Origin of the sequence: Legionella drozanskii LLAP-1 (genome assembly GCF_001467585.1) — a bacterium.
GTDB classification, from domain to species: Bacteria; Pseudomonadota; Gammaproteobacteria; order Legionellales; family Legionellaceae; genus Tatlockia; species Tatlockia drozanskii.
Window position 1 is genome coordinate 49,375 of record NZ_LNXY01000028.1, and the last position, 23,437, is coordinate 72,811.

A 23,437-nucleotide genomic window follows, 5' to 3' on the forward strand; every position below is an offset into this window, starting at 1 on the left:
TTACATCTAGGATGGGCCAAGTGCAACAACACTAGAAGAATTGCTGGTTTTTTTTGAATTAACTTGATCTCGCCTGGCTGATTTGGGATTATCAGTGCATCAAGTAATATCGGTGCTACCATGAGTAAATTAATAGATATTCCAGTAGTGATTGAAAGCGGACGCAAATACAAAACTACACAGGGTGTGATTGCAATTAAAGACGGTGTAAAATCAACCGAATCTCCCTCCGAACGTTTACCAAAACCAAAATGGCTGCGCATAGTCAATCAGACAACGCCCGCATACAGCAAAGTCAAAGAGCAAGTGACCAAGCATCGATTGGCAACTGTTTGCGAGGAAGCCAAATGCCCTAATATTGCCGAATGTTGGTCGCATGGCACTGCTACCATTATGCTTATGGGCGCAGTATGTACACGAGCCTGTCGCTTTTGTTCGGTAGATACCGGCAATCCTCACGGTTGGTTGGATGCTCAAGAACCGGAAAATACGGCTAACACTGTTGCTTTAATGAACTTGGATTATGTGGTCCTAACTTCGGTGAATCGCGATGATTTACCCGATGGTGGCGCTAAGCATTACGCAGATACGGTTCTCGCAATTAAAGCTCGATGTCCAAACACCAAAGTAGAGGCATTAACGCCCGATTTTCAAGGTGTAGAGAAAGATGTTGCTACGCTTTTAGACAGCGGTGTCGATGTTTTTGCCCAAAATGTAGAAACCGTTGAACGCTTGACTCATCCCGTACGTGATAATCGCGCAGGCTATTGGCAAACATTGAATGTTTTAGCGTTTGCTAAACGCTACCGTCCGGATGTGTTAACCAAAACAAGTTTAATGTTGGGGCTGGGTGAAAGCGATGAGGAAATCATTAAAACTATGGATGAACTAAGGGCTCAAAATGTTGATATTTTGACTTTGGGACAATATCTCCAGCCGACCAAAAATCACCTCCCTGTTGCACGTTATGTAACGCCAGAAACTTTTGTTGAATTACGTGAAATTGGCTTACAAAAAGGCTTTTTTGAAGTAGCATCTGGTCCATTAGTACGTTCTAGTTATCGTGCTGATCGGGTTTTCAAGCGAGATAATTTAGGTTTGTAAAGGAAAATAATCAATGCGTTTAATACCAACAATTTTATGTGGTGGTGCTGGATCAAGACTCTGGCCCGTTTCACGAGAATTACATCCTAAGCCGTTCATCCATTTAGCAGATGGACAAAGCTTATTACAAAAAACCTTCTTACGTGGTGCCCACTTACCCGGTGTGAAAGAGATTTTAACGGTAACGAATCGTGATCTATTTTTTAAAACCACGGACGAGTATCGTGAAACGGATCAGACTGGATTAACGCTGTCTTATATTTTAGAGCCTTTTGGTCGCAATACTGCAGCGGCTATCATCGGGGCCGCTTTGCAAATTAAGCATTCTTTTCAAGATGAAGAAGCACTCATGCTTGTATTACCTGCTGATCATCTCATCACTGATCAAACAGCGTTTGCTGTGGCTATTGCAGAAGCAACTAAGTTGGCACAGCAAGGTAAACTAGTTACTTTTGGAATTCAGCCTACAGGTCCTGAGACAGGATATGGCTATATCGAAGCTGAAGGTAATCAAGTACTTCGATTTGTAGAAAAACCCAGTTTAGAGAAAGCGCAAGAGTATCTTGAATCTGGACGTTTTCTGTGGAATTCAGGCATGTTTTGTTTTAGCGTTAAAACCTTACTGCAGGAAGTGGAACTTTGTTGCCCGAATATCCTTGCTGCCACTAAAGCCTGTCTCGATGCTTCAGATACTGCAACAGGTAAAGATTTTATGCAGCTTGAACTCAATGCCGAAGCGTTTAGTTTAGTACCAGAAGATTCTATCGATTATGCGCTTATTGAGAAATCTAAACAGGTTGCAGTCGTTCCTTGTCAGATTGGCTGGAGCGATATCGGATCTTGGAGTTCTTTGGGTGAGTTAATTCAGTCCGATAATGAAGGCAATCGCATTGAAGGCGAAACCTTATTACATGAAGTTAAGAACTGTTACATTCGTGGAAAGGATCGCTTAATTGCTGCTGTTGGCATCGAAGATCTCTTCATTATCGATACTGCTGACGCTCTTTTAGTTGCCGATAAAACACGTGCTCAGGATATTAAGACCATCTACACCCAATTGAAAAAACAAGGACATGATGCTCATAAAGTACACCGCACTGTCCATCGACCCTGGGGAACCTATACAGTACTAGAAGAGGGCGCACGTTTTAAAATTAAGCGAATTGAGGTAAGGCCTGGAGCGACCCTTAGCCTGCAGATGCACTACCATCGCAATGAACATTGGATCGTCGTGAGTGGAATGGCTAAAGTGATCAATGGCGACAAAGAGCTTTTTGTGAATACCAATGAATCGACTTATGTCCCTGCAGGGCATAAACATCGCTTAGAAAACCCTGGACTTACCAATCTGGTTATGATCGAAGTACAAAGTGGTGAATACATGGGTGAAGACGATATCGTCCGTTTTGAAGACGTGTACGGTCGCGCTTAAATACGTCCGGTTGAGCCTGCGAGGATCGCGGCTTGACGGCGCTGTTGCATAGGTCGAATGGAGGTTGGATCGTGGTCCATAGCCTCAGATGATTCCCTCTCCCGCGAAGAAGATGATCTAATTGTTCAGATTCCTTGCGCGGGAGAGGGAAAATGTCTATCAAAGCCTAACCTTCGCCTAACGACATTTATAATAAACTAATCCCTTTTTTACCCAACCTAAGCTGTAGCCAAAAAGCGAATGCAAGCATCATAAGCCCTAGCCCCAAAGTACAAACCCCCATAATAAAATAGTAATGTTGATAGATTGCCAAACTTTCTATGGCTGAATGTAAGTCATTTGGAAGAGCCACATAGCCTGCTAATCGGCCAGAGATAGCATTAGATAGCGAAGCCGCTAAATACCATACGCCCATCGCAAAGGCGATACCTTCACTAGCGCAATAAAGACCAATCATACTTAAGCCAATCGCAGAAACCCATAACTCGGCAAGTGTAATTAATACATAAGTAAGACCTATATAATTACCGTTGACATAACCATTATTTGCTTGAGTGGTAGCAAAGGCCATTAAGAGCAGTGCACCGCCGGCTAATAAAGTCCCCGAAGCAAATTGGTAGGGAATAGTAAACCGAGGAAATAAACGATAAAAACGAGGTAATTGTGTACCAATAGCAATAATTAGCAGAGGATTTAGGAGTTGGTACTGAGCGGGTGAGAGGCTTAGGCCAAGAAGTTGCAAGTTAGAGTTATTTTTTGCAAATAACACTAAAGTAGTATTCATTTGGTTATAAATAATAAAAAAGATAACCGCTTCGATAATTAGAAATAAAGCGACTAATTGTTTTGACCGAGCTGCGCCTGAAAGTTTTAGGGTAGTAAGAAAAAACCAAAAAATTCCCAGCAAGCAACCAACGCCAACGATTATACCTGCAAGGTAAACGTATGAGTAGGCGAAAAGGGTAAAGCAATAAATTCCTAAAATATAGAAGATAAGCCGTGCTTGATTTTTAACGCCTAGTCGAAATTTATCTTTTCCCCAGACTACATTATCGTAAAGTGAATAGCGTTTGGCAAAATTAAGAGCAGCTATCGATTTGCCAGCAAAGGCAAGTGTTAGTACTGATAAAGGACCATAACGACTATCGAGCAAGGCTGGGGAAATAATGGCTGCTAACAGACCGCCAATATTAATAGCCATGTAATAGAAGGTCATCGCAGATTTTGCTTTAACTGCATCATCGGAATAGATGTGCGAAACCATTGATGAGGTAGTACCCATTAACAGAGAATTTGTTGCCGGTAATAATGCATAAGCGGCAATAAATAATTTATCCCCATAAGATTCGAGGGTATATCCGCTTAACATCACCAATAAATAAGCTAAAGCAACTAAAAGACTACCCAGAAAAATTGCGCGTCGGATACCTAATATTTTGTCTGCCATAAATCCGCCAACAACGGGCATGAGATAGGCTGTCGCTTGACTGACGCCGATAAAGGCATAAGCGGTTTTTTGATCATAGCCTAAGCCATGCATGAGGAGCGGGCGTGTTAAAAAAAGAATCAATATGGTATTCAGCGAATAAACTGAAAACTGACTCCAGAAGGTAATCATGACAATATTATTGGTTTGCAACTGCCGAAGATCCCAGCGGGGGAGGTAATTTTTAATCGTTTGATAAACCACCATGTGAGCTCCTTGCAAAGACATGGGCGTCATTCCCTGGAATCTTATTTTTTAGCCAAGACGACGTCAATAATATGAGTATCATGGTAAGGGAAAGTAAAAATCTGACCAAAAAGGCGTTTTAAGCGCTGTATTAAAAAATTCTTTGGCAGCATCCGCATGGAGATACTATTTAAAAACCAGGTGCCATCAATGCCAAATTCAGCAAGTTCATCGATATTTTGTATTGTGACTGGAATATGTAAACGCTGGTGTTCAACCACTTTAAATTTGTGCTGTGCAAAGATATTCATTAATTCATCTTGGCCAGAAGCAACAGTGGTATTTTTTACCATCGCTTTGTAATAATGTCCTACTACGCTACTTAAAATAGTGCCTTCAGAAATAAATTTGGCTAAATGTTGTTGGGCGACAGGGAATGATTCATAAGTCGTGCTGATGAGAGAAAAATGACCATTTGCGCGCGTAAGAAGATTAGCCTCATGAAACAAGGTATGAATAGGGATATAAGCATTGATAAAATGGGCAAGCACTAAATCTTGACTATGATGAGGAAGATAGTGACTGGCTTCTGTGGCACTCGCTTCAATGGTTGTTAGCGAGATTAACTTACGTGCATGGGTTAACATTTCTTGCGAAATATCAATTCCAGTAAAATTGGCTTCGGGCATGTAAGGCTTGAGCTTTTCTAAAAAAGCACCGTCACCTACACCAAAATCTAGTACTTTGTAATTGGGTCTTAAACCTAGATGATGTTTTCTAATCTGTTCTATTGCAGCGAGATGACTTTTACTAATTGAGCCAAATCGATCTGCAGTAGCATAATGTCCCGCAATTTCGTTATACATGGCCTTTAAGGACATGTAGCCTTCCGATTTATGAACATCAGGACAGTATATCTCCAATTGGCCCAATTATGCGAATTTTCTTTTAATATTGGGCCACGGGGATTCGTTTGGCTAAGTTTCTACAGTTATTGTTTTGTGCAAAATAATGATATTATCCAGCCGTTTGGCCTAGCTTGATTAACCCTAAAATGAGGAGAATTTAGAGTGGAAGGGCAGCAATTAAAGGAAGAACCTATTAATAATGAAATGACCTTGATAGATTTTCTACAAGCGATATGGAAGCAAAAATTATTAATAACTCTGACAGCCATTTTAGGTTTATTTTTAGGGTTTACCTATATTTTGCTCAGCAGCCCCGTGTATGAGGCAGCAACAATCATTTCGCCACCTTCTCAAGGAGACATTGCCGCCCTCAATCAGGGGCGTTTATTGCTAAAAAAATCGCTGTTGAGTCCCTATGAAATAAAAGATGTCTATGACAATTTTACTAAAGAACTCCAAGCCGAATCGACGAAAAGACTTTTTTTTAACACAATTATTTTGCCTTCGATGGAAAATAAAACAGCGCTATCACAAGGTCAACTTTATGCGAATTTCTCCAAATCATTAATGATTAAAGAAATTAAATCGTTGCCAAATGCCTTCACTCCTCCTCCTTCAAATTATATGGTCACCATTCGGGGCGTATCTCCCCAACAAGATGCAAAATGGCTGGCAAAATATATCGCTTTAGCTAAGCAAAAAGCGCTCGAAGACATCTTAACGGATATCGATAGCCAACATAAAAATGTGATGCGCGAGTTGCGGGAAAAAATCGATGCAATTAGAGAAGCGGCAGATATACATCGTCTTGATCGAGTTCAGCAATTGAAAGAGGCAATTAAAGTTGCGCAAGCTGTTGGAGTAAAAGGAAACGCTGTTTCAAAAATAATAACGGATGCCTCAACGGTTAATGATCCAAGTTTGATGTATTTACGCGGTAGTGCTGCTTTGCAGGCAGAGCTTAATAATATCGAAAATAGAGGTTCTTCAGATGCATTTGCACCTGCGGAGCTTAAATTGCGCGAAACCCAATCCATGCTTGATTTGTATAAGAAAATTATAATTAATCCGAGTATAGTGGTCCTGTTTAAACAGGACGGAGAGGTTATCGTTTCTGATTTACCGATCGCGCCTCATAAAAAATTAATTTTAATTTTATCCTTGTTTGCAGGATTAATTTCGGGAGTTATATGGGTACTAACTCGAAAATCATTAACTCTTATTTTTAAGTAAGAGCATAGTTTAGCTCGATGAAAATTCTTCTCTTTGGAAAAAATGGTCAGTTAGGATGGGAGTTACAGCGCGCCTTATCCCCGCTTGGTGAATTAATTGCGCTGGATCGCCATGGTACTGAGGCGCTTTGCGGTGATTTGACTAATTTAGCTGGAATTGCCCAGACTATTCGCAGGGTGGCACCTGATGTGGTGGTTAACGCAGCAGCTTACACAGCAGTGGATAAAGCTGAAACAGAGACGCAGCTAGCAAATCTAATCAATTCCCAGGCTCCCCAAGTTTTAGCGCAAGAAGTGGCTGTTTTAGGTGCTTGGCTGGTGCATTACTCAAGTGATTATGTGTTTGATGGAAGCGGCTCCGAGCCTTGGGGAGAAAGTGATCTTGCCAAACCATTAAATCATTATGGACAAAGTAAATTAGAGGGAGAAAAAGCAATTGAGGAATCGGGTTGTAAGCATCTAATTTTTCGTACAAGTTGGGTTTATGGTTATCACGGTAATCATTTTGTTAAAACTATTATGCGCTTAGCACAAGAGCGGGAATTTCTAAATATAGTGGATGATCAAATTGGTGCACCCACTGGGGCGGATTTACTTGCCGACATCACCGCGCACAGCTTGCGTACGGCTTTCATGAAAGCTGCAGTAGGTGGTTTATATCATTTGGCTCCTTATGGGGAAATTTCCTGGTATGATTATGCAAATTTTATCGTCAATACTGCACAGACGCTTGGACAAAGGTTTTTAGTCAAAGCGATTAATCCCATTCAGAGCAGTGATTATAAGACAGCAGCAAAGCGGCCATTAAATTCAAGATTAGCAACAGCAAAATTAGCGAGCAATTTTTCTCTGAATCTGCCTCATTGGGAGTCGGGTGTGGTTAGAATGCTTAAAGGAATTTTAGGAAATATTTAATGAAAATTTGCCCCATATTTCTTAAGCAATGGATGGGAGTTTAGGTATGAAATTAACGCAAACGGATATCCCTGATATTGTTATTATTGAGCCGAGGGTTTTTGCTGACGAACGAGGTTGGTTTTTTGAAGGGTTTAATGAAGATCAGTTTCATTGTGAATTAAAAAATTTGGATCTCGAAATTCCTCCTAGCTTTGTACAGGATAACCATTCTCTATCTCGAAAAGGTGTTTTGCGCGGGCTTCATTATCAGTTACCGCCTTATGCTCAGGGGAAACTCGTTCGAGTCGTTCACGGCGCTGCTTATGATGTCGTCGTTGATATTCGAGAAGGTTCACCCACCTTTGGACGTTGGATAGGCCATCATTTGAGTGCGGAAAATAAAAAAATGGTTTGGATCCCTGCGGGATTTGCCCATGGTTTTGTCGCTCTCGAAGACAATACTCATTTTCTTTATAAGACTACCGATTTTTATAATAAAGAATCCGAAGCAGGTCTTCGCTGGGACGATCCAAGCCTAGGAATTGATTGGCAATTCAGCGAGGAGCCTCTATTAAATGAAAAAGATAGCATTGCTCCGCTGATGGATAAGATTATTAAAATGCCCTATGCGAAACCCGAGAAGGTTAGCAGTTTAATTGATATTAAGGTCATAGGTGATACGCGAGGAAGCCTAATTGCTGTGCAACAAGGCTCTAATATTCAGTTTAATTTAAAGCGTGCTTACTACATTTTTGGTACAAAATCGGGAGTAAGTCGCGGATTTCATGCTCATAAAACCCTGCGGCAACTTGTTGTTTGTGTTGCTGGAAGCTGTCGCATAGTTCTTGATGACGGTAAAATCAGAAAGGATTTTTGGTTAAACTCGCCTACAAAAGGGTTGCCAATTGGCAATATGGTTTGGCGAGAAATGCACGACTTCAGTGCCGATTGCGTTTTAATTGTATTTGCTAGTGAGGAATACAATGAGACAGATTATATTCGTTCTTATCAAGACTTTAAAAAAATGGTGAATAAATGATTTCTTTTCTTAGTTTAAAAAATATAAATCAAGCAATGCGTGATGAATTAGTCGCAGCCTGTACAAAAGTGATCGACTCTGGCTGGTATATTGGAGGAACAGCGCTGGCTGAATTTGAAAAAGCTTTCGCAAATTATTGCAATACCGAATATTGTATTGGCGTAGGCAATGGCTTAGATGCCTTGACCCTAACCTTGCGCGCTTGGAAAGAGCTTAAACGGCTAAAAGAAGGCGATGAGGTAATTGTCCCGGCTAACACTTATATTGCTAGTATCTTGGCGATTACTGAAAATCGCTTAATCCCTGTTTTTGTCGAGCCGCAGGCTCACAGTTTTAATTTAAATCCGGAGGAAGTTGAAAAAGCTATTACTAGTAAAACGCGAGCAATTTTACCGGTCCATCTTTACGGACAATTGGCAGAGATGCCGGCTTTATTAGATATTGCTAAGCGTCATCAATTACTCGTATTAGAAGATTCTGCTCAAGCGCATGGGGCGAGTATTGACGGACGCAAGGCTGGAAACTGGGGAGATGCTTCGGGTTTTAGTTTTTATCCGGGTAAAAACTTGGGCGCCTTGGGTGATGCAGGTGCAATTACGACGAATGATCCTCAATTAGCCGAAGTAGTACGTGCTTTACGTAATTATGGTTCACATGAAAAATATAAAAATCTGTATCAGGGAGTAAATAGCCGCTTGGATGAAATACAAGCAGCAATGCTTAGTGTTAAACTAAAATACTTGGATGCTCAGACGGCTCATCGACGCCAAGTGGCTCGGATGTACCTTGCGAACATAAAAAATCAAACCATTAATCTGCCTAAGCTAGTTAAAGAAGAGCAGCATGTGTGGCATTTATTCGTGGTTAGTACTAGCAATCGAGCAGAGCTTCAGCAACATCTCACTCAACACGGTGTCGAAACGCTTATTCATTATCCTATCCCTCCACATAAGCAACTGGCCTATGAGAATTATAATCAACACTCTTACCCTTTAACTGAAACTATTCATCAAGAGGTGTTAAGTTTACCGATGAGTCCGACGATTTCTTTAAGCGAAGTTGAAAAAGTCATCGAGGCTTGTAATGCTTTTGAGCCGAATAAGATGAGTTAGGGTATGACCTTAATAAGAACGAGTTTAATCAATGCCATAGCAGTAATCGTGAAAATACTGACTTTGCTTGGCATTAATAAACTGCTCGCTATCTATGTAGGCCCAGCAGGTTATGCAGCCTTGGGACAATTTCAAAATGCAATAACCATGATAACCACCTTTGCTAGTGGAGCAATTAATACCGGAGTCACTAAATATACCGCTGAATATTATGATGACGAAGAGAAGCAACATGCAGTTTGGCGTACTGCAGGAACGATTGCTTGTTTCGGGGCTTTACTCACTTCTTTGATCATTATTTTATTTTCTAAGCCCTTAGCCTCTTGTTTTTTGCATGATGTAGCTTATTCCGGGGTTTTTCTTTGGTTTGCCGCATCCTTAATATTTTTGGTGTTTAATGCGCTTCTTCTCGCCATTCTAAATGGAAAAAAAGAAATTGAGCGCTATGTTGTAATAAATATAGCAGGCAGTATTTTTGCTTTACTTATTACTAGCCTATTGGCAGTACGTTATGGACTCTATGGTGCCTTAGTGGCCCTAGCCCTATTTCAGTCACTTACTTTTTTTGTCAGTTTATTGCTTTGTTGCAGGGTTAAGTGGTTTAAATTCTCTTATTTACTAGGCAAATTCGATAAAAAAATTGCTAAAAATTTGGCAAAATATACGCTAATGTCCCTGACTACTGCAGTATCAATTCCCCTTTGTCATATTTTTATCCGTAATCATTTGGGAGAAACGCTAGGCTGGGATGCAGCAGGTTATTGGGAAGCGATCTGGCGATTTAGTTCTGCCTATCTTTTATTGGTGACAACAACGCTTAGCGTCTATTATTTGCCTCGACTTTCAGAACTACAAAATTCTTTTGACTTAAAAAAAGAAATAATTCAGGGTTATAAAATCATCTTACCTGTCGCTATTGTGGCTGCACTACTCATGTATTTGTTGCGAGATTTTATTATTGGCTCACTATTCAGTTCCGAATTTTCGCCTGTCAGAGAGTTATTTTTGGGCCAGGTTATCGGCGATATCCTTAAAATTGGATCTTGGATTTTATCTTATATGATGTTGAGTAAAGCAATGACAAAATATTTTATCTTAAGTGAAATCCTATTTTCCATCGGCTTTTATATCGCAGTAGTCTTAATGACGGATAACTGGGGGCTTCAAGCAGCGACTTGGGCTTATGCCGCCAGTTATTTTGTTTATTGGATAGCGATGTATCTTCTTATTTTTAGAAATCTTGAGAGTGATTTAGTCTTATGCACCCAATCATAAGTTATTTAATTCCGAGCTATAATCACGAACAATATTTGCCCTTTCTTCTAGAGAGTCTTCGTTTAGATATTGAGCAACTCACCGTCCCCGCAGAAGTGATTATCGTCGATGATGGCTCAATCGATGATTCCATGACAGTGATCCAAGCTTGGGCTGAAGCAAACCATAATAGATTCGATATCTTTTATTCTACTCAAGAAAATAAGGGAATTGGAGCGGTACTTAATCGGATGATTGATAGTTCCAGAGGTGAATATTTAAGAGTTTGCGCTTCTGACGATATGGTTGTCTGCGGCAGCACTCAATTACTTTATGAGCAATTTAAAGATAGACCCAATTTACGTTGCGTTTTGGCGGATGCCAAAGTTATCAATGAGTCTGGAGCTGTCCTGCACCCAAGCTCTATTAGTTATCATGGTGGCAATATTAAACGATTGGCGGATCCGAAGTCTTTAGCTAGGGAAATTATCCAACATTGGTGTGTGGCTGGGCCCACGCATCTGCTAAAAAAGAGTCATCATCAAACAATGCGCTATGATGAATCTTGTCGCATCGAGGATTATGATCTATTTTTATCCTTACTAGAAATCCCTGACGCTGTTGTCTATGTTCCTGAAATTGTGAGTTTGTATCGACTGCATTCAACAAATGTCTCTAAAACCAAAAATCTTAAGCGAAGAATCGAAAATATAAAAACGTTTCAGCTGATTATTGATCGTTATATCGATAGACAGATTTTAGCAAACTATTTAACCACAGTGAGATACAAAACTAGAGCTAAAATTAATTTTTTACAGAAACAATATGTAAGCTGTTTTTTTAGTCTATGCATGAGTGCATTTTTTAAATTAAAACCCGAGCGAAGGTCTTGAAAAAATTAATTAATTCCATTGCGTTTTATTTCTTACTACCAGCCTATTTTGCGCTTGTACTTTTATTTATTTTTTTCTATATCCCTGAAACCTATTATTTTGGTCTATTCATTCTTTATTCTATTATCACAGTGCCTGTTTTATTGAGTATGGTTCTTATTCCGCTGAACATGAGGATGAATGATTATTATGAATACCTAGTCGCCCATCCTCGATATCGTTTGGTGACGCTTTCTTTATGTCTGCTTATTTTTATTTGTGGGCCGATTGATATCTATGTCAATGGCTTTAAATTACTTAATCCTTCAACCTATGCGGATTTTAATGGGGTAGGGCGCTATGTCCGACACATCACCACTTTATGTTGGATTTTTATTCCTATCGCTTTTATTTTTCTTCAGTCCTCTAAGCTAAAAATTCTTTTTATCAGCTATGCAATTTTGTTCCCCATTCTTATCATTGATAGAAATCGTTTCTTTCTCTCCTGCTATGCTTTATTTCTTTCTGTGGTACTGATTTATGGCTCAAGCAATACAACCAGTGCAAAAGTAACAGCTAAATTTTTATTTTGCTTGATTCCACTAGCCTGTCTATTTATTTTTTCCATCATTGGTTATTTTAGAAGTGGCTCAGCATTTATAGTGTCTTCTTCGGGAACGATGCTACAAGAAAACGCTTATCCCCTCACGACGGTATTTGTCAGCTTGCCAGCGCTGTTGCAGCAAATTATTTTATATATCACCACCCCAATTTTTAATTTTGCAACGATTGCTGCTGAAAATTTTATTAATCAAGATTTCTTGATTAGCCAATTTTCTCCTTTCGGCCGCGAAAACTTTGAAAGTTATCTCTACGCGCCGACGCTCGTGGCTCGGTATACTGTAGGAACTGAGTTTTATCCATTTTTACTTTATGGTGGATTGACGCTTGTCGCCTGGGCTTTTGTATTTATGTTGCTATGTTTTATCGTAGCTTTCTACCTATTTAAAAAATGCCCCAACATCTATACTTTTCTCATTTTTATTAAAATATCCTACAATGCCTTATTTATGGGATTTGCACCGCAATTCTATATTTTATTAAATCTTATCTTTTTAATGATGATGTTTTTTTTATGGTTTTTTGCAGAACTGCTACGAATTTCAGCGATGGAAAATAATTGTAATAGCTCGAATTTTGATAAACTGAGTTGTCAACAGACCTAAGCTAGGAGCGATTTGTTTTGGTTTTAACTAACGTAAATGCGCCTAAATGTGCAGTACTTTTGGCTGTATATAATGGTATGCATTATCTTGAAGAGCAGATTGAAAGCATTCTTAATCAGGAGAATGTGAATCCCATCTTATTTGTGAGTGTCGATTTGTCGACCGATGGCAGTGAGCCTTGGCTTCGTGAATTAGCTGCGCGCGATCAAAGGATTAGAGTCTTACCTTATGGTGAGAAATTTGGTGGAGCAGCACGAAATTTTTTTCGTCTCATTCGCGATGTTGATTTTTCCGCATTTGATTTTGTAGCTTTTGCTGATCAAGACGATCGTTGGAACTTAGATAAACTGTCTCAAGCAATTCATAGTTTAAACTCTTCTGGCTGCGATGCGTATTCCAGTAATGTCACTGCATTTTGGGCCGATGGCAAACGTTTTACCATTAATAAAGCCCAGCCTCAAAAACAATGGGATTATATTTTTGAAGCTGCAGGGCCTGGTTGTACCTACGTGATGACTGCTAACCTGATGCATGCTTTGAAAGCGCGGATGATTGAAGTTTGGAATTTGTTACAAGAAGTCAGTTTACATGACTGGTTTTGCTATGCTTTTGCTCGAGCAAATGGATTCAAATGGTATATTGATGAAAAATCTTCCATGCTTTATCGGCAGCACGCGTATAATCAAGTTGGTGTGAATTTAGGGATAAAGGCTTATCTAAACCGGTTTAAAAAAATCAAAAATGGCTGGTGGTTCACGCAAGCTCTTTTGATTGCAGAACTGGTTGGCGTCAGTCAAAGCAGTTTTATTGACAGCTGGTCTAAGTTAAATCGCATCGATTTATTTCGTTTGTCCTTTCATGCCTTTCAATGTCGTCGTCGCTTACAAGAACAAATTTTCTTTTTGTTGATATGCTTATTACTTAGTGTTACTGGTGGGTTGGGCAAATATAGAGCCAATTTGAATGGTATACTAGCAAATTATACGATTGATCTCACACTGGCGCAAAAAGATGGATAATAGAGCGTGGTTGTTTACTCAAGCCTGCGTCATTGCGAACAAAATGAACTATCCAGGGGGCGAAGCAAAAGATAAACTCAAGTTCGTTAATTCGTTTATTGACTCCGAACTCCTAGATTGCTTCGTCGCTATGGCCTTCGCACTGACAGCAAGATAAATAACGCTAGCTCTCCGAGGCGTTTTCTGTACTCAAGTTCACAAGACCTTCAGGTTTTTCTCGAAGCTCAAGCCAAACTGCATTTACAATCGCAAAAATACAGGCCAAGCCTGTGCCTAAAATCCAGGAAAAATACCACATAGAATTGTTTCTCCTAATATGCTGTATCAGCGTTTTCTTTAATAGAGTTTTCGGTCACTTTGCCGCGTAATACGCGATAAACCCAAGCGGTATAGGCAAAAATAATAGGTAAAAAAATGGCAGCGGCGACCAGCATGATAAATAAGGTGAGCTGACTCGAGGAGCTATCCCAAACAAGTAAGCTAAATCTTGGATCAGAAGACGAAGGAAGTATAAAAGGAAACATAGAGACTCCCACAGTCGCGATAATACTACCCACAGAGATGCCGCTCAAAACAAATGAAAAGATAGTTTTTCTTGCAAAAATAAACGCGAAAAAGGCTGAAAACAAAGCTAATAGAGGAACAAGCATCGTAACAGGATAGGTTTTATAATTATTAAACCACGCCCCGGCTTGCGAAGTAACCTCTTTATAAGTCGGGTTTGAAGGTCCATCATGAGCTAGAACAGATTGCACTGTATAGCCATTGATTTGGAAATAAGTCCAAAATCCTAAAGTAATAAATAGCAATATAACTAAAAGAGCACAGATCCGCGCTTGTTTTCCGGCTCTGATTTGTAAGGCTCCTTCGGTTTTTACTTGCAGGAAAAAAGCACCGTGCATAGCTAACATCAACACGGATAATAATCCACATCCGATAGCAAAAGGATTGAGTAGGTCTAAAAAGGTTCCCGTGTAAAATATTCTTAAGCTTTCATCAAAATAAAATGGAATGCCTTGCAAGACATTACCAACTGCGACACCAAAAATTAAAGAAGGAACAAAACCTCCAATAAATAAGGCATAATCCCAGATTTGTCGCCACACAGGATTATCGATTTTAGAGCGATATTTAAAACCCACTGGCCTTAATATCAATGCCAGAAGTACCAATAACATCGCAAAATAAAATCCTGAGAAAGATAAAGCATATAAAGTAGGCCAGGCTGCAAAAATAGCTCCAGCACCTAAAATTAACCATACCTGATTTCCTTCCCAAGTTGGCCCTATGCTATTGATCATGATGCGTTTTTCAGTATCGGTTTTAGCCAACCAGGGCAATCCCATGGCGACGCCTAAATCAAACCCATCCATGACGGCAAAGCCTATTAAAAGTATACCGATCAATAACCACCATATCATTCTAAGTGTTTCATAATCTAAAGGCATTGGGCGACCCTCCTGTTAATGGCTCATGTTGTCTGGGCCAAGGCGAATATATTTGACCATTAAAAACAATTCGACTATCGCAAGTACGCTATAAAATAGAACAAATCCAGCAATAGAAGTTAAAACCTGACCTGAAGTCAACGAAGAGACTCCCATAAAAGTGGGTAATACACCTTCAACAACCCAGGGCTGGCGGCCATACTCAGCAACTATCCAACCAAGCTCAGCGGCTAACCAAGGAAGAGGTAAAGAATAAAAAGCGATTCGGTGATACCAAGTGGTTTTTTCTAAACGATGCCTGACCGAAAGATAAAAACCAACTCCAAAGAGAAGAATAAAATACATCCCGCAGACGACCATAATTCTAAAGGAAAAGAAGATGGGTAAAACTTTCGGTTTTAGGTCCTTGGCGGCTTTATCAATTTGTTCCTCAGTCGCGTCGTTCACATTCTCGGTGTACTTTTTAAGTAACAAGGCATAACCCAAATTCTGAACATGACCCTCAAATAAGGCTTTGGAGATTGGATTGTTAGGTTCGGTTTGCAGGGTTTTTAAAGCGCCGTAAGCGATCATTCCATCTTTAATTCGCTCTTTTCCTTTCTCGATTAACGGCATAATCCCTTCGACCGGGGTGTTAAATGAACGCGTTGCAATAATTCCTAAAAGAAAAGGAAGATTGATCGCGTATTTATTAGATTGTGATTGTTCATCAGGTATACCAATGAGCGTTAAGCTTGCTGGGGCCTTTTCGGTATGCCACATTCCTTCGATAGCGGCAATTTTCATTTTTTGGTTTTCGTTAGCAACATAACCACTTTCATCACCTAACACGACTACGGATAAAGCGGAGGCAAGTCCAAAAGAGACCGCAACCGTCATGGAGCGTTTGGCGAAAGGAATATTCCTTTTTCTTAAGAGAAAATAAGCGCTAACAGAGAGTACGAACATCGCGCCAGTAACATAACCTGCGCTGATGGTATGAACGAACTTGGCCTGCGCAACAGGATTGAAGAGTAAATCATAAAAACTACTGACTTCCATTCTCATGGTTTGATAGTCAAAATAAGCGCCGACGGGATTTTGCATCCAACCATTCGCAATTAAAATCCAAAGTGCAGAAAGGTTAGTCCCCAGGGCCAATAACCAAGTACAAATCAAGTGCTGCAATTTTGATAATTTATCCCATCCAAAGAAAAATAAACCAACAAAAGTAGCCTCGAGGAAAAAGGCCATCATTCCTTCAATAGCTAAGGGCGCACCAAAAACATCTCCCACATAATGCGAGTAGTATGCCCAGTTCGTACCGAACTGAAATTCCATGGTAAGACCCGTTGCCACTCCTAAAACAAAATTAATTCCAAACAGTAGACCCCAATATTTGACCATCTGACGCCAGATATCTCGACCAGTCATTACATAGACTGTTTCCATAATCGCTAACATGAGAGAAAGCCCAAGCGTCAGTGGGACAAACAAAAAATGATATAAGGCAGTTAGAGCAAATTGTAATCTTGATAAATCAACAAGTTCAGCTGAAAAAGTCATGGAACGGCCTCTTTTTTAGGGTGTTAATACTTGCTGTTCGGTTTTGCCAAACAACCATTCAGTGCTACTAGATAAATTAGGATGCATATCTTTTACACAGAAATACCATAATAAAAAAAGCAACGCTAATTTGACGGCCACTGTACGTAAAATATCTTTTGTGTAGGGTTTCATTATAAGTTAGCCTGAGGTAACGACGAAATTACATATCGAGCTTTTTTATATTTTTTATTCAAATAATTTCTAAATCTGATTTCAACAAACTGATGTGAAATTGTGGAAATGGCAATTAATATAAAAAATGCAAGGGTAGCTAAAATAACATTGTTGGTCAATAAAGGAAACCTGCTAACGATTTCATTATGATTGCTAACGACGGTCATTAATATCAAGGCTTGAAATGAATAAAATGAATAGCTAATTCGCCCAAGATAGATAAAACTTCGATGAGTCATGAACGCGTATAAGCGGCCAGAGGTGAGTGAAGCGAGGCTAAAAATTAGAATGGTAATTAAGGGGACAGTTGCAAAATTTTGAGCGATTGCGATGTGACCATAGGCGGGTCCCCGGGCTAAATAATAATAAAGTTGAAGCATAGAAAGAATTGCACAGATACTAGAATGAGCCACGCGAACCTCTCGCGCAAAAAGAAGGCCACAAATGACGCCAATTAAAAACTCCGAAACCCTAAATATTGGAAGAGAATAGAACATGATATTACTAGGGATGGGATTAAATAAGAGTAATGAAAATCCCGGCAAGGCAGAGCTCAAGTAAAAAACGATAAGCGCAATAAAAAGCTGTTTAGTACTCAATTTTTTTAAATGAGCAATAAAAAAAGGAAATAAAGCATAAAAAAACATTTCTACACAGAGTGACCAACTTCCACCGTTATTCCAAGTTGTAAACAGCTGCGGAATCCACGCTTGAATCATGAGTAAATTAGCAAAAATGACGTAGAGATAACGAAAGGTTTGATTAGATTCAGTAAAGGATAAGGAGCTGATTAACCAGGGGATAGTAACTAAAGCGGCTAAAAAATAGGCGGGATAGATACGCGTGAAGCGATTGAAAGCATATTTTTTATAATTTGAGACACCATCATGAAATCGATACCCTAATACAAAGCCGGATAAGATAAAAAATAGGCTCATCCCACAGGCTCCTTCGCTTAAAAAACGGGCAATACTGCCATGAGAAAAAAGAGGAATGTAAAGTTGAATATGAAATAAAAATAGATAGAAGGCCGCAACAAATCTTAGACTCGTTAATGTCAAAATTTCGTTCTGCATATCTAGCCTTTGTACAATCCGTGGTGAGAGTTTAAAGGATTAGCGCAGAAATTGAAATGGATTAATACTTATCCTAAAGAAGTAAAATGAGAGGATAAAATCGAATAAAAAAACCACATATTTACTTTACGACAACAAACTCGCTAAAATGTAATTTAGCTTGGCAAGTTATTAAGCTTAGATCAGAGGAATGTAAAGTTTGTTCAAATAATGTGCTTTCTCTGAGCTTAAATAGCTCTGCTCAAATGATTTTAGCCATTATTAGTGATTCGGAACTTCATGAAAATTCTTCATGTTTATAAGACATTTTTAGGTGATGCTTTTGGTGGGGTAGAGCGTGTTATTGCTCAAATTGTTCGTAATCAACAATCCAATTTCCATCATACAATTTTATCACTGTCACCTGATCCTGAACCAAGAGAGTTAGAATACCTTGGTATCAAAATTATTCGTTATAAAGAAAGTCTTAATATTGCATCGAATAGTATTTCTTTTTCTTTATTAAAAGATTTTCGCAAAATTGCTGAGCAAGTTGATGTAATTCATTATCATTTTCCTTGGCCATTTGCTGACCTGTTGCATCTATTTTCAAGGACAAAGAAACCATCAATCTTAACTTATCATTCTGATATTGTTCGACAAAAAACTTTATTTTATTTTTATCGTCCTTTGATGCATTGTTTTTTAAAGGCCGTAGGCACTATTGTTGCGACCTCGCCTAATTATTTTTCTACAAGTCCTGTATTGCAGAAATATCAGGATAAAGTGACAGTCATTCCAATTGGTCTCAATAAATCAAATTATTCTATCCCCTCTGAGGAACGTCAAAGCTATTGGCGAAATCGTTATGGCGATAAATTTTTTCTCTTTGTTGGGGTAATGCGTTATTACAAAGGATTACACATTTTATTAGAGGCTGCTAAGGGCACTTCATTTCCTATTTTAATTGTAGGAACAGGGCCTATTGAAGAAGAGTTAAGAAGGCAGACTGAAGAATTAGGATTAACTAATATCCATTTTCTAGGTCGCTTAGCAGAAGAAGATAAAATTGCCCTCTTGCAATTATGTCTGTCGGTCATATTTCCATCTCATTTGCGCTCAGAGGCTTTTGGTGTTTCGCTGCTTGAAGGGGCAATGTTTAATAAGCCTTTAATTTCTTCAGAAATTGGCACAGGTACCAGTTATATTAATATTGATGGCGAAACAGGGCTTGTCGTACCCCCAGGGGATTCAGAAGCTCTGCGTACTGCAATGCAGTATATTTGGGATAACCCTGAGCAAGCTAAAGTTATGGGACAAAAAGCAGGTGAGCGATACTGGAGTCTTTTCACTGCTGATAAAATGGTCGCTGAATATGAACGACTTTACCGAGATGTTGTAAGTAAGAAAGAAGGAAGCTCAGTGTTGTTGAATAAAAATTCAATGACCAACCAAAATGTATAAAACTATCAACTTTAGATACTTAGCATTGCGAGCACCTTATTGCATGTTCCTCCGCTCGCAATGACGGCAGTTTTGTTTCATTTTAAGTTGAGGTATAAAACTCTTTTTGAGAAGCTAATGGGAAGTAGAAATAATTCATTCGATTTGATTAGGCATTTTGCTGCACTTTTAGTTCTTTTTAGCCATCATTTCGCTTTATCAAACTTAGCGGAACCCACTTTTCTCCATTGGGATACCTTTGGGTTTGTTGCTGTAGTTATTTTTTTTGCGATATCGGGCTATTTTATGCCAGCGAGTTTTACTAACTCAGGTAATTTTGCTGTGTTTATGGCAAAACGTTGTCGACGTATTTTCCCCGGCTTAATGGTTTGCTCTTTAATTATGGTTTATTTAATCGGCAGCATTTTTACGTCAAGCCCTACTAGCAATTACTTATTTAGTTTATCCACCTTGAAGACCAGTATTATGTATTCTTCATTTATGGCTAAACCTATTCCAGGTGTTTTTTCTGATTTTTTATGCAAAGACGTGATTAATGGTAGTCTATGGACCCTGCCGGTAGAATTCGCTAGTTATATTATTATTGGTGTTGTTCTCTCTTATATAAACAGTTGGAAGTCAATTTTACCCTTGCTACTGTCCTGTATCGTCATCACGATGATTTTGACTAAAACAGGTAAAAATTACGGGTTTTATTCAATTCCTCTTAATTATTTAGCGCTCTTTGGAATTGCCTTTTCAGGCGGGGCGCTCATGTCGATGACTAAAGATTATTGGTATGCAAATAGGATCTATTTAGCGATTGCAGCGATAGTATTGTTAACCGTTTTGCAGAGGCGTCCCGAAATGCAAGTTTTAGGGACCTTAAGCCTAGCTGCATTAACAATAATCGTCGGCATTTCCTTTCAAGAAAAGTGGATTAATGGAAAATTTGATATCTCTTACGGGATTTATATTTATGCTTTTCCAATACAGCAGTTAGTTATCAATTTAATTACCTCAAGTTTCTGGCTTAGTATGGTTATTGCCACCTTGTTCACTCTGTTGGTAGCTTATTTATCGTATCGCTTTGTTGAGAAACCTTTTTTATATGCGAACACTCATCGACAACCTGCCGATCAACTGAAGGTAATAGAGTTTTCGGCTTCAGCCTCAGTCCATTGATAAGAGAGGTAAATACTATGAAACCGGCAGAAGTCCTGCTAACAGGGGCAACGGGGTTTGTCGGAGGGCAGTTAGTTAAGCGACTTCTGCAGAATGCCGAAGTCTCCTTACGAATAGCCCTACGATCTTCTGGAGGGCAGTTTAGAGACTCGCGCCTAACTGTTTTTTCACCCGTCGATTTATCCATAAATGCAGATTGGAGCGTGATGCTGCAAGGTTGCGATGTAGTTATTCATACTGCTGCTCGCGCTCACATCATGAAAGAGACGGCTAAAGATCCCCTTAGCGAATTTAGAAAAATAAATACTGAAGCTACCTTAAACTTAGCAAATCAAGCAGCTCAACAAGGAGTGAAACGATTTATATTTATTAGTTCAATCGGTGTAAATGGAAACATCACAACGGGTAGCCAAGTGTTTTCTGCAGATGATTTGCCAAATCCTAGCACTCCTTATGCGATTTCTAAATATGAAGCAGAAAAAGGGTTACAAGACTTAGCAAAAGAAACCAACATGGAAATTGTTATTATCAGACCTCCTTTGGTCTATGGAGCGAGTGCAAAAGGGAATTTCCATCGTTTAATCCAATGGTTAAAAAAGGGAGTTCCTTTACCTTTAGGTGCAATAAACAACAAACGCAGTTTTGTATCGCTTGATAATCTGCTTAGCTTGATTCTCACCTGTATTGAGCATCCTGCCGCTGCTAATCAAATTTTTCTAGTCAGTGACGGAGAGGACATATCAACCACGGTTTTATTAAAAAAGATGAGTCAGGTAATGAATCAACCTGCTCGTCTGTTACCCGTACCGCAGAGCATGCTAAGTTTAGCAGCATACCTTTTAGGTCGGAAAGATGATTTACAACGCTTATGTGGATCTTTGCAAATTGATATTTCTAAAACTCGTAAATTGCTTGGCTGGAAACCAGAAGTTAGTATAGAGGAGACCTTGCGCTTGATCATGGAGGAAAGTGGATTGGATCAATGAGGTTTGGTTTGAATATCAACTGTGGTGATTTCCCAGGTTCAACCCAGGTAGCAACTGGCTTGACAGACAGTTGCTACCTGGGTTGAACGCCTTACAATACAGCCAAAGTTTCGTGTTGTTTAACTTGCTTATCAAAGATCGCTTTTTGACGTTTAGCGCTTTCAACACCTGGCTGATCAAAAGAATTAATCCCCCAAAGTACGCTTTGGACGTAGACTTTATGTTCATAAAGAGCGACCAATGCACCAAAGCTAAAAGGAGAGCATGATTTGAGACTGATATGACTAACTTGTATGCCCCCGGGAATATAGCCATTTGGATTCTCGGGTGAACTAATTCCCTCGCTTAAAACCCGAATTTTGGCATCGCAGAAGGAATTAATCAGTTCATCATTATATTCTTTAGTTGAAATAAAATCGGCTGCAACTTGATGAGTTCCCTGACAGAGCAACTGATAATAACTATGTTGAGCCTGATTCCCCAGGCCTCCCCAGACAATAGGTCCTGTGGCATGGTTGACTGAGCGCCCCTGATTATCAATCGATTTCCCATTACTTTCCATATCAAGCTGCTGGATATAAGGTACTAATTGTTCTAATTGCTGAGCATAAACGAGAATGAGCAGACTTGAACTATGAAGGAAATTAATATTCCATAAGCCTATAAGAGCCATGAGCACAGGAATATTTTCCTGGAACGCTTTAGAGCAAAAATGTTCATCGATAGAGTTCGCACCGGCAAGTAGCTCATTAAAGCGATTATAGCCAATCGCAATACAAGTGATTAAATTAATAGCAGAACAGAAAGAATATCTTCCACCCACCCAATTCCAGATAGATAAAACATTAGGAATACCAAAGTTTTTAGCTTTTTCTACATTAGCAGTGACTGCGATAAAATGCTTATCTATATCTTGATTGCGATTAATCCAAGCCAGAGCTTTTTCTGCATTGTATAAGGTTTCTTTGGTAGTAAAGGATTTAGATGAGATAATAAATAAGGTGGTTTCAGGTTTAAGCTTGGCTACCGCATTTTCAAACGCTTTTGGGTCCACATCAGATACAAAATGAAAATTTAAATCTGGGTTTACATATTCTTTAAGTGCACTAAGACAAAATCGAGGACCAAAGTCAGAACCACCGATACCAATATTGACTATATCAATGATAGGTTTTCCTGAATAACCAAACCATTGTCCGTTTCTAACTCGAGCTGCGATTTCCCCCATTTTTTCTCGAGTTGCGATGATTTCAGGCATAATATCATGCCCATCTACCCAGATTGGCTTTTCACCAGATGCACGGAGAGCGGTATGTAGAGCAGGTCTGTTTTCACTTTGATTGACCTTGACGCCCTGGAGGAGGGCATTAATTTTCTCTTTGAGATTACGCTCATTGGCTAAGGCAAGCAGTAACTCAATTGTTGTTTCATTAATGCGCTGATTGGTAAAATCGATGCTAAGTCCATCGGTGTGTAATTTAAGTTGTTTATCTCGATTGACCGAGCTTTTTTTTAAATCACTAAGTGGGGTTAAGCGTAGTGATTCGGAATGTTGTTCAAGTGCTGTCCAAGAATTTAGTTCTGTTAATTGCTTCATGCTATTTATTATAAATTTTTTGCCTAAGATATCACTTATGAATCTTCATTGAAATAAGGAAATAAAAATTTTAAATAAGTTGTCAAGTAAATAGCAAAGTGGTTTTAAATCAACAAATAATTAATCTAGATTCAATAATTCTAAAGGACTTAATGACAAGGATTTTGTTTGCCGTATAATTGAAAATTTTCTAAT

General features: G+C 39.2%; 22 protein-coding genes. 14 read left to right on the forward strand and 8 right to left on the reverse strand.

Annotated features, from left to right (window positions below):
* The first annotated feature begins 120 nt into the window (after positions 1-120).
* Together lipA and Ldro_RS12815 are read left to right on the forward strand one after the other, a co-directional pair.
* A complete protein-coding gene (lipA, locus tag Ldro_RS12810) occupies positions 121-1,104 on the forward strand; it encodes a lipoyl synthase (protein ID WP_058496822.1) in 984 nt (327 codons plus the stop codon).
* A gap of 13 nt (positions 1,105-1,117) precedes the next feature.
* Positions 1,118-2,536, forward strand: coding sequence for a mannose-1-phosphate guanylyltransferase/mannose-6-phosphate isomerase (locus tag Ldro_RS12815; protein WP_058496823.1), 1,419 nt, complete (start codon positions 1,118-1,120; stop codon positions 2,534-2,536).
* A gap of 187 nt (positions 2,537-2,723) precedes the next feature.
* Here Ldro_RS12815 and Ldro_RS12820 read toward each other — a convergent pair whose 3' ends face one another.
* Together Ldro_RS12820 and Ldro_RS12825 are read right to left on the reverse strand one after the other, a co-directional pair.
* Complete coding sequence (locus Ldro_RS12820) at positions 2,724-4,250, reverse strand: peptide MFS transporter (RefSeq protein WP_238584018.1); 1,527 nt, start codon at positions 4,248-4,250, stop codon at positions 2,724-2,726.
* Positions 4,251-4,270: 20 nt separating this feature from the next.
* Positions 4,271-5,089: a class I SAM-dependent methyltransferase gene (locus Ldro_RS12825; RefSeq protein ID WP_058496824.1), complete on the reverse strand. Its 819-nt coding sequence runs from the start codon at positions 5,087-5,089 to the stop codon at positions 4,271-4,273.
* A gap of 189 nt (positions 5,090-5,278) precedes the next feature.
* On the opposite strand from Ldro_RS12825, the gene Ldro_RS12830 reads away from it, so the two are divergent.
* The 9 genes from Ldro_RS12830 to Ldro_RS16370 are packed head-to-tail and all read left to right on the forward strand — an operon-like array spanning position 5,279 to position 13,924.
* The gene (locus Ldro_RS12830; protein WP_058496825.1) at positions 5,279-6,349 is read left to right on the forward strand and encodes an LPS O-antigen chain length determinant protein WzzB; all 1,071 of its coding nucleotides are present in this window, start codon (positions 5,279-5,281) and stop codon (positions 6,347-6,349) included.
* A 17-nt stretch (positions 6,350-6,366) separates the two neighbouring features.
* Positions 6,367-7,263, forward strand: a complete 897-nt coding sequence (gene rfbD, locus Ldro_RS12835; protein ID WP_058496826.1) for a dTDP-4-dehydrorhamnose reductase — start codon at positions 6,367-6,369, stop codon at positions 7,261-7,263.
* Between the two features lie 46 nt (positions 7,264-7,309).
* Positions 7,310-8,284: a dTDP-4-dehydrorhamnose 3,5-epimerase gene (gene rfbC, locus Ldro_RS17090; RefSeq protein WP_058496827.1), complete on the forward strand. Its 975-nt coding sequence runs from the start codon at positions 7,310-7,312 to the stop codon at positions 8,282-8,284.
* Positions 8,281-9,396: a DegT/DnrJ/EryC1/StrS family aminotransferase gene (locus Ldro_RS12845; protein WP_058496828.1), complete on the forward strand. Its 1,116-nt coding sequence runs from the start codon at positions 8,281-8,283 to the stop codon at positions 9,394-9,396. Before rfbC ends, Ldro_RS12845 begins: the two co-directional genes overlap by 4 nt.
* Positions 9,397-9,399: 3 nt before the next feature.
* Complete coding sequence (locus Ldro_RS12850; RefSeq protein ID WP_058496829.1) at positions 9,400-10,671, forward strand: O-antigen translocase; 1,272 nt, start codon at positions 9,400-9,402, stop codon at positions 10,669-10,671.
* Positions 10,656-11,543 carry a glycosyltransferase family 2 protein gene (locus tag Ldro_RS12855; protein WP_058496830.1) on the forward strand — a complete coding sequence of 296 codons (888 nt, stop codon included), beginning with the start codon at positions 10,656-10,658 and terminating at the stop codon, positions 11,541-11,543. Before Ldro_RS12850 ends, Ldro_RS12855 begins: the two co-directional genes overlap by 16 nt.
* The gene (locus Ldro_RS12860; RefSeq protein ID WP_058496831.1) at positions 11,540-12,748 is read left to right on the forward strand and encodes an oligosaccharide repeat unit polymerase; all 1,209 of its coding nucleotides are present in this window, start codon (positions 11,540-11,542) and stop codon (positions 12,746-12,748) included. Before Ldro_RS12855 ends, Ldro_RS12860 begins: the two co-directional genes overlap by 4 nt.
* 17 nt (positions 12,749-12,765) lie before the next feature.
* Entirely contained in the window at positions 12,766-13,767 is a 1,002-nt protein-coding gene (locus Ldro_RS12865) for a glycosyltransferase (protein WP_065235938.1), read from the forward strand.
* The gene (locus tag Ldro_RS16370) at positions 13,760-13,924 is read left to right on the forward strand and encodes a hypothetical protein (RefSeq protein WP_157066489.1); all 165 of its coding nucleotides are present in this window, start codon (positions 13,760-13,762) and stop codon (positions 13,922-13,924) included. The genes Ldro_RS12865 and Ldro_RS16370 overlap by 8 nt, the downstream gene beginning before the upstream one ends.
* 6 nt (positions 13,925-13,930) lie before the next feature.
* On the opposite strand, the gene cydX is transcribed toward Ldro_RS16370, so the two are convergent.
* From cydX to Ldro_RS12880, 5 genes are read right to left on the reverse strand one after another with little or no spacing between them, the layout of a single operon-like run.
* A complete protein-coding gene (gene cydX / locus Ldro_RS15940; RefSeq protein WP_065235939.1) occupies positions 13,931-14,065 on the reverse strand; it encodes a cytochrome bd-I oxidase subunit CydX in 135 nt (44 codons plus the stop codon).
* A gap of 13 nt (positions 14,066-14,078) precedes the next feature.
* Complete coding sequence (cydB, locus tag Ldro_RS12870) at positions 14,079-15,215, reverse strand: cytochrome d ubiquinol oxidase subunit II (protein WP_058496832.1); 1,137 nt, start codon at positions 15,213-15,215, stop codon at positions 14,079-14,081.
* A gap of 15 nt (positions 15,216-15,230) precedes the next feature.
* Entirely contained in the window at positions 15,231-16,760 is a 1,530-nt protein-coding gene (locus tag Ldro_RS12875; protein WP_058496833.1) for a cytochrome ubiquinol oxidase subunit I, read from the reverse strand.
* Between the two features lie 15 nt (positions 16,761-16,775).
* Complete coding sequence (gene cydP / locus Ldro_RS16555) at positions 16,776-16,934, reverse strand: cytochrome oxidase putative small subunit CydP (RefSeq protein WP_164480610.1); 159 nt, start codon at positions 16,932-16,934, stop codon at positions 16,776-16,778.
* A complete protein-coding gene (locus tag Ldro_RS12880; protein WP_058496834.1) occupies positions 16,934-18,052 on the reverse strand; it encodes an acyltransferase family protein in 1,119 nt (372 codons plus the stop codon). The genes cydP and Ldro_RS12880 overlap by 1 nt, the downstream gene beginning before the upstream one ends.
* Positions 18,053-18,331: 279 nt before the next feature.
* Between Ldro_RS12880 and Ldro_RS12885 the strand changes: the two genes are divergently transcribed.
* The 3 genes from Ldro_RS12885 to Ldro_RS12895 all read left to right on the forward strand — a co-directional run bounded on the left by Ldro_RS12885 (position 18,332) and on the right by Ldro_RS12895 (position 21,645).
* On the forward strand, positions 18,332-19,495 hold the full coding sequence (locus Ldro_RS12885; RefSeq protein WP_058496835.1) for a glycosyltransferase family 4 protein: 1,164 nt from the start codon (positions 18,332-18,334) through the stop codon (positions 19,493-19,495).
* 117 nt (positions 19,496-19,612) lie between these two features.
* Complete coding sequence (locus Ldro_RS12890) at positions 19,613-20,659, forward strand: acyltransferase family protein (RefSeq protein WP_058496836.1); 1,047 nt, start codon at positions 19,613-19,615, stop codon at positions 20,657-20,659.
* Positions 20,660-20,676: 17 nt separating this feature from the next.
* Entirely contained in the window at positions 20,677-21,645 is a 969-nt protein-coding gene (locus Ldro_RS12895; protein ID WP_058496837.1) for a UDP-glucose 4-epimerase family protein, read from the forward strand.
* A 91-nt stretch (positions 21,646-21,736) separates the two neighbouring features.
* On the opposite strand, the gene pgi is transcribed toward Ldro_RS12895, so the two are convergent.
* Positions 21,737-23,242: a glucose-6-phosphate isomerase gene (gene pgi, locus Ldro_RS12900; RefSeq protein WP_058496838.1), complete on the reverse strand. Its 1,506-nt coding sequence runs from the start codon at positions 23,240-23,242 to the stop codon at positions 21,737-21,739.
* Positions 23,243-23,437 lie beyond the last annotated feature (195 nt).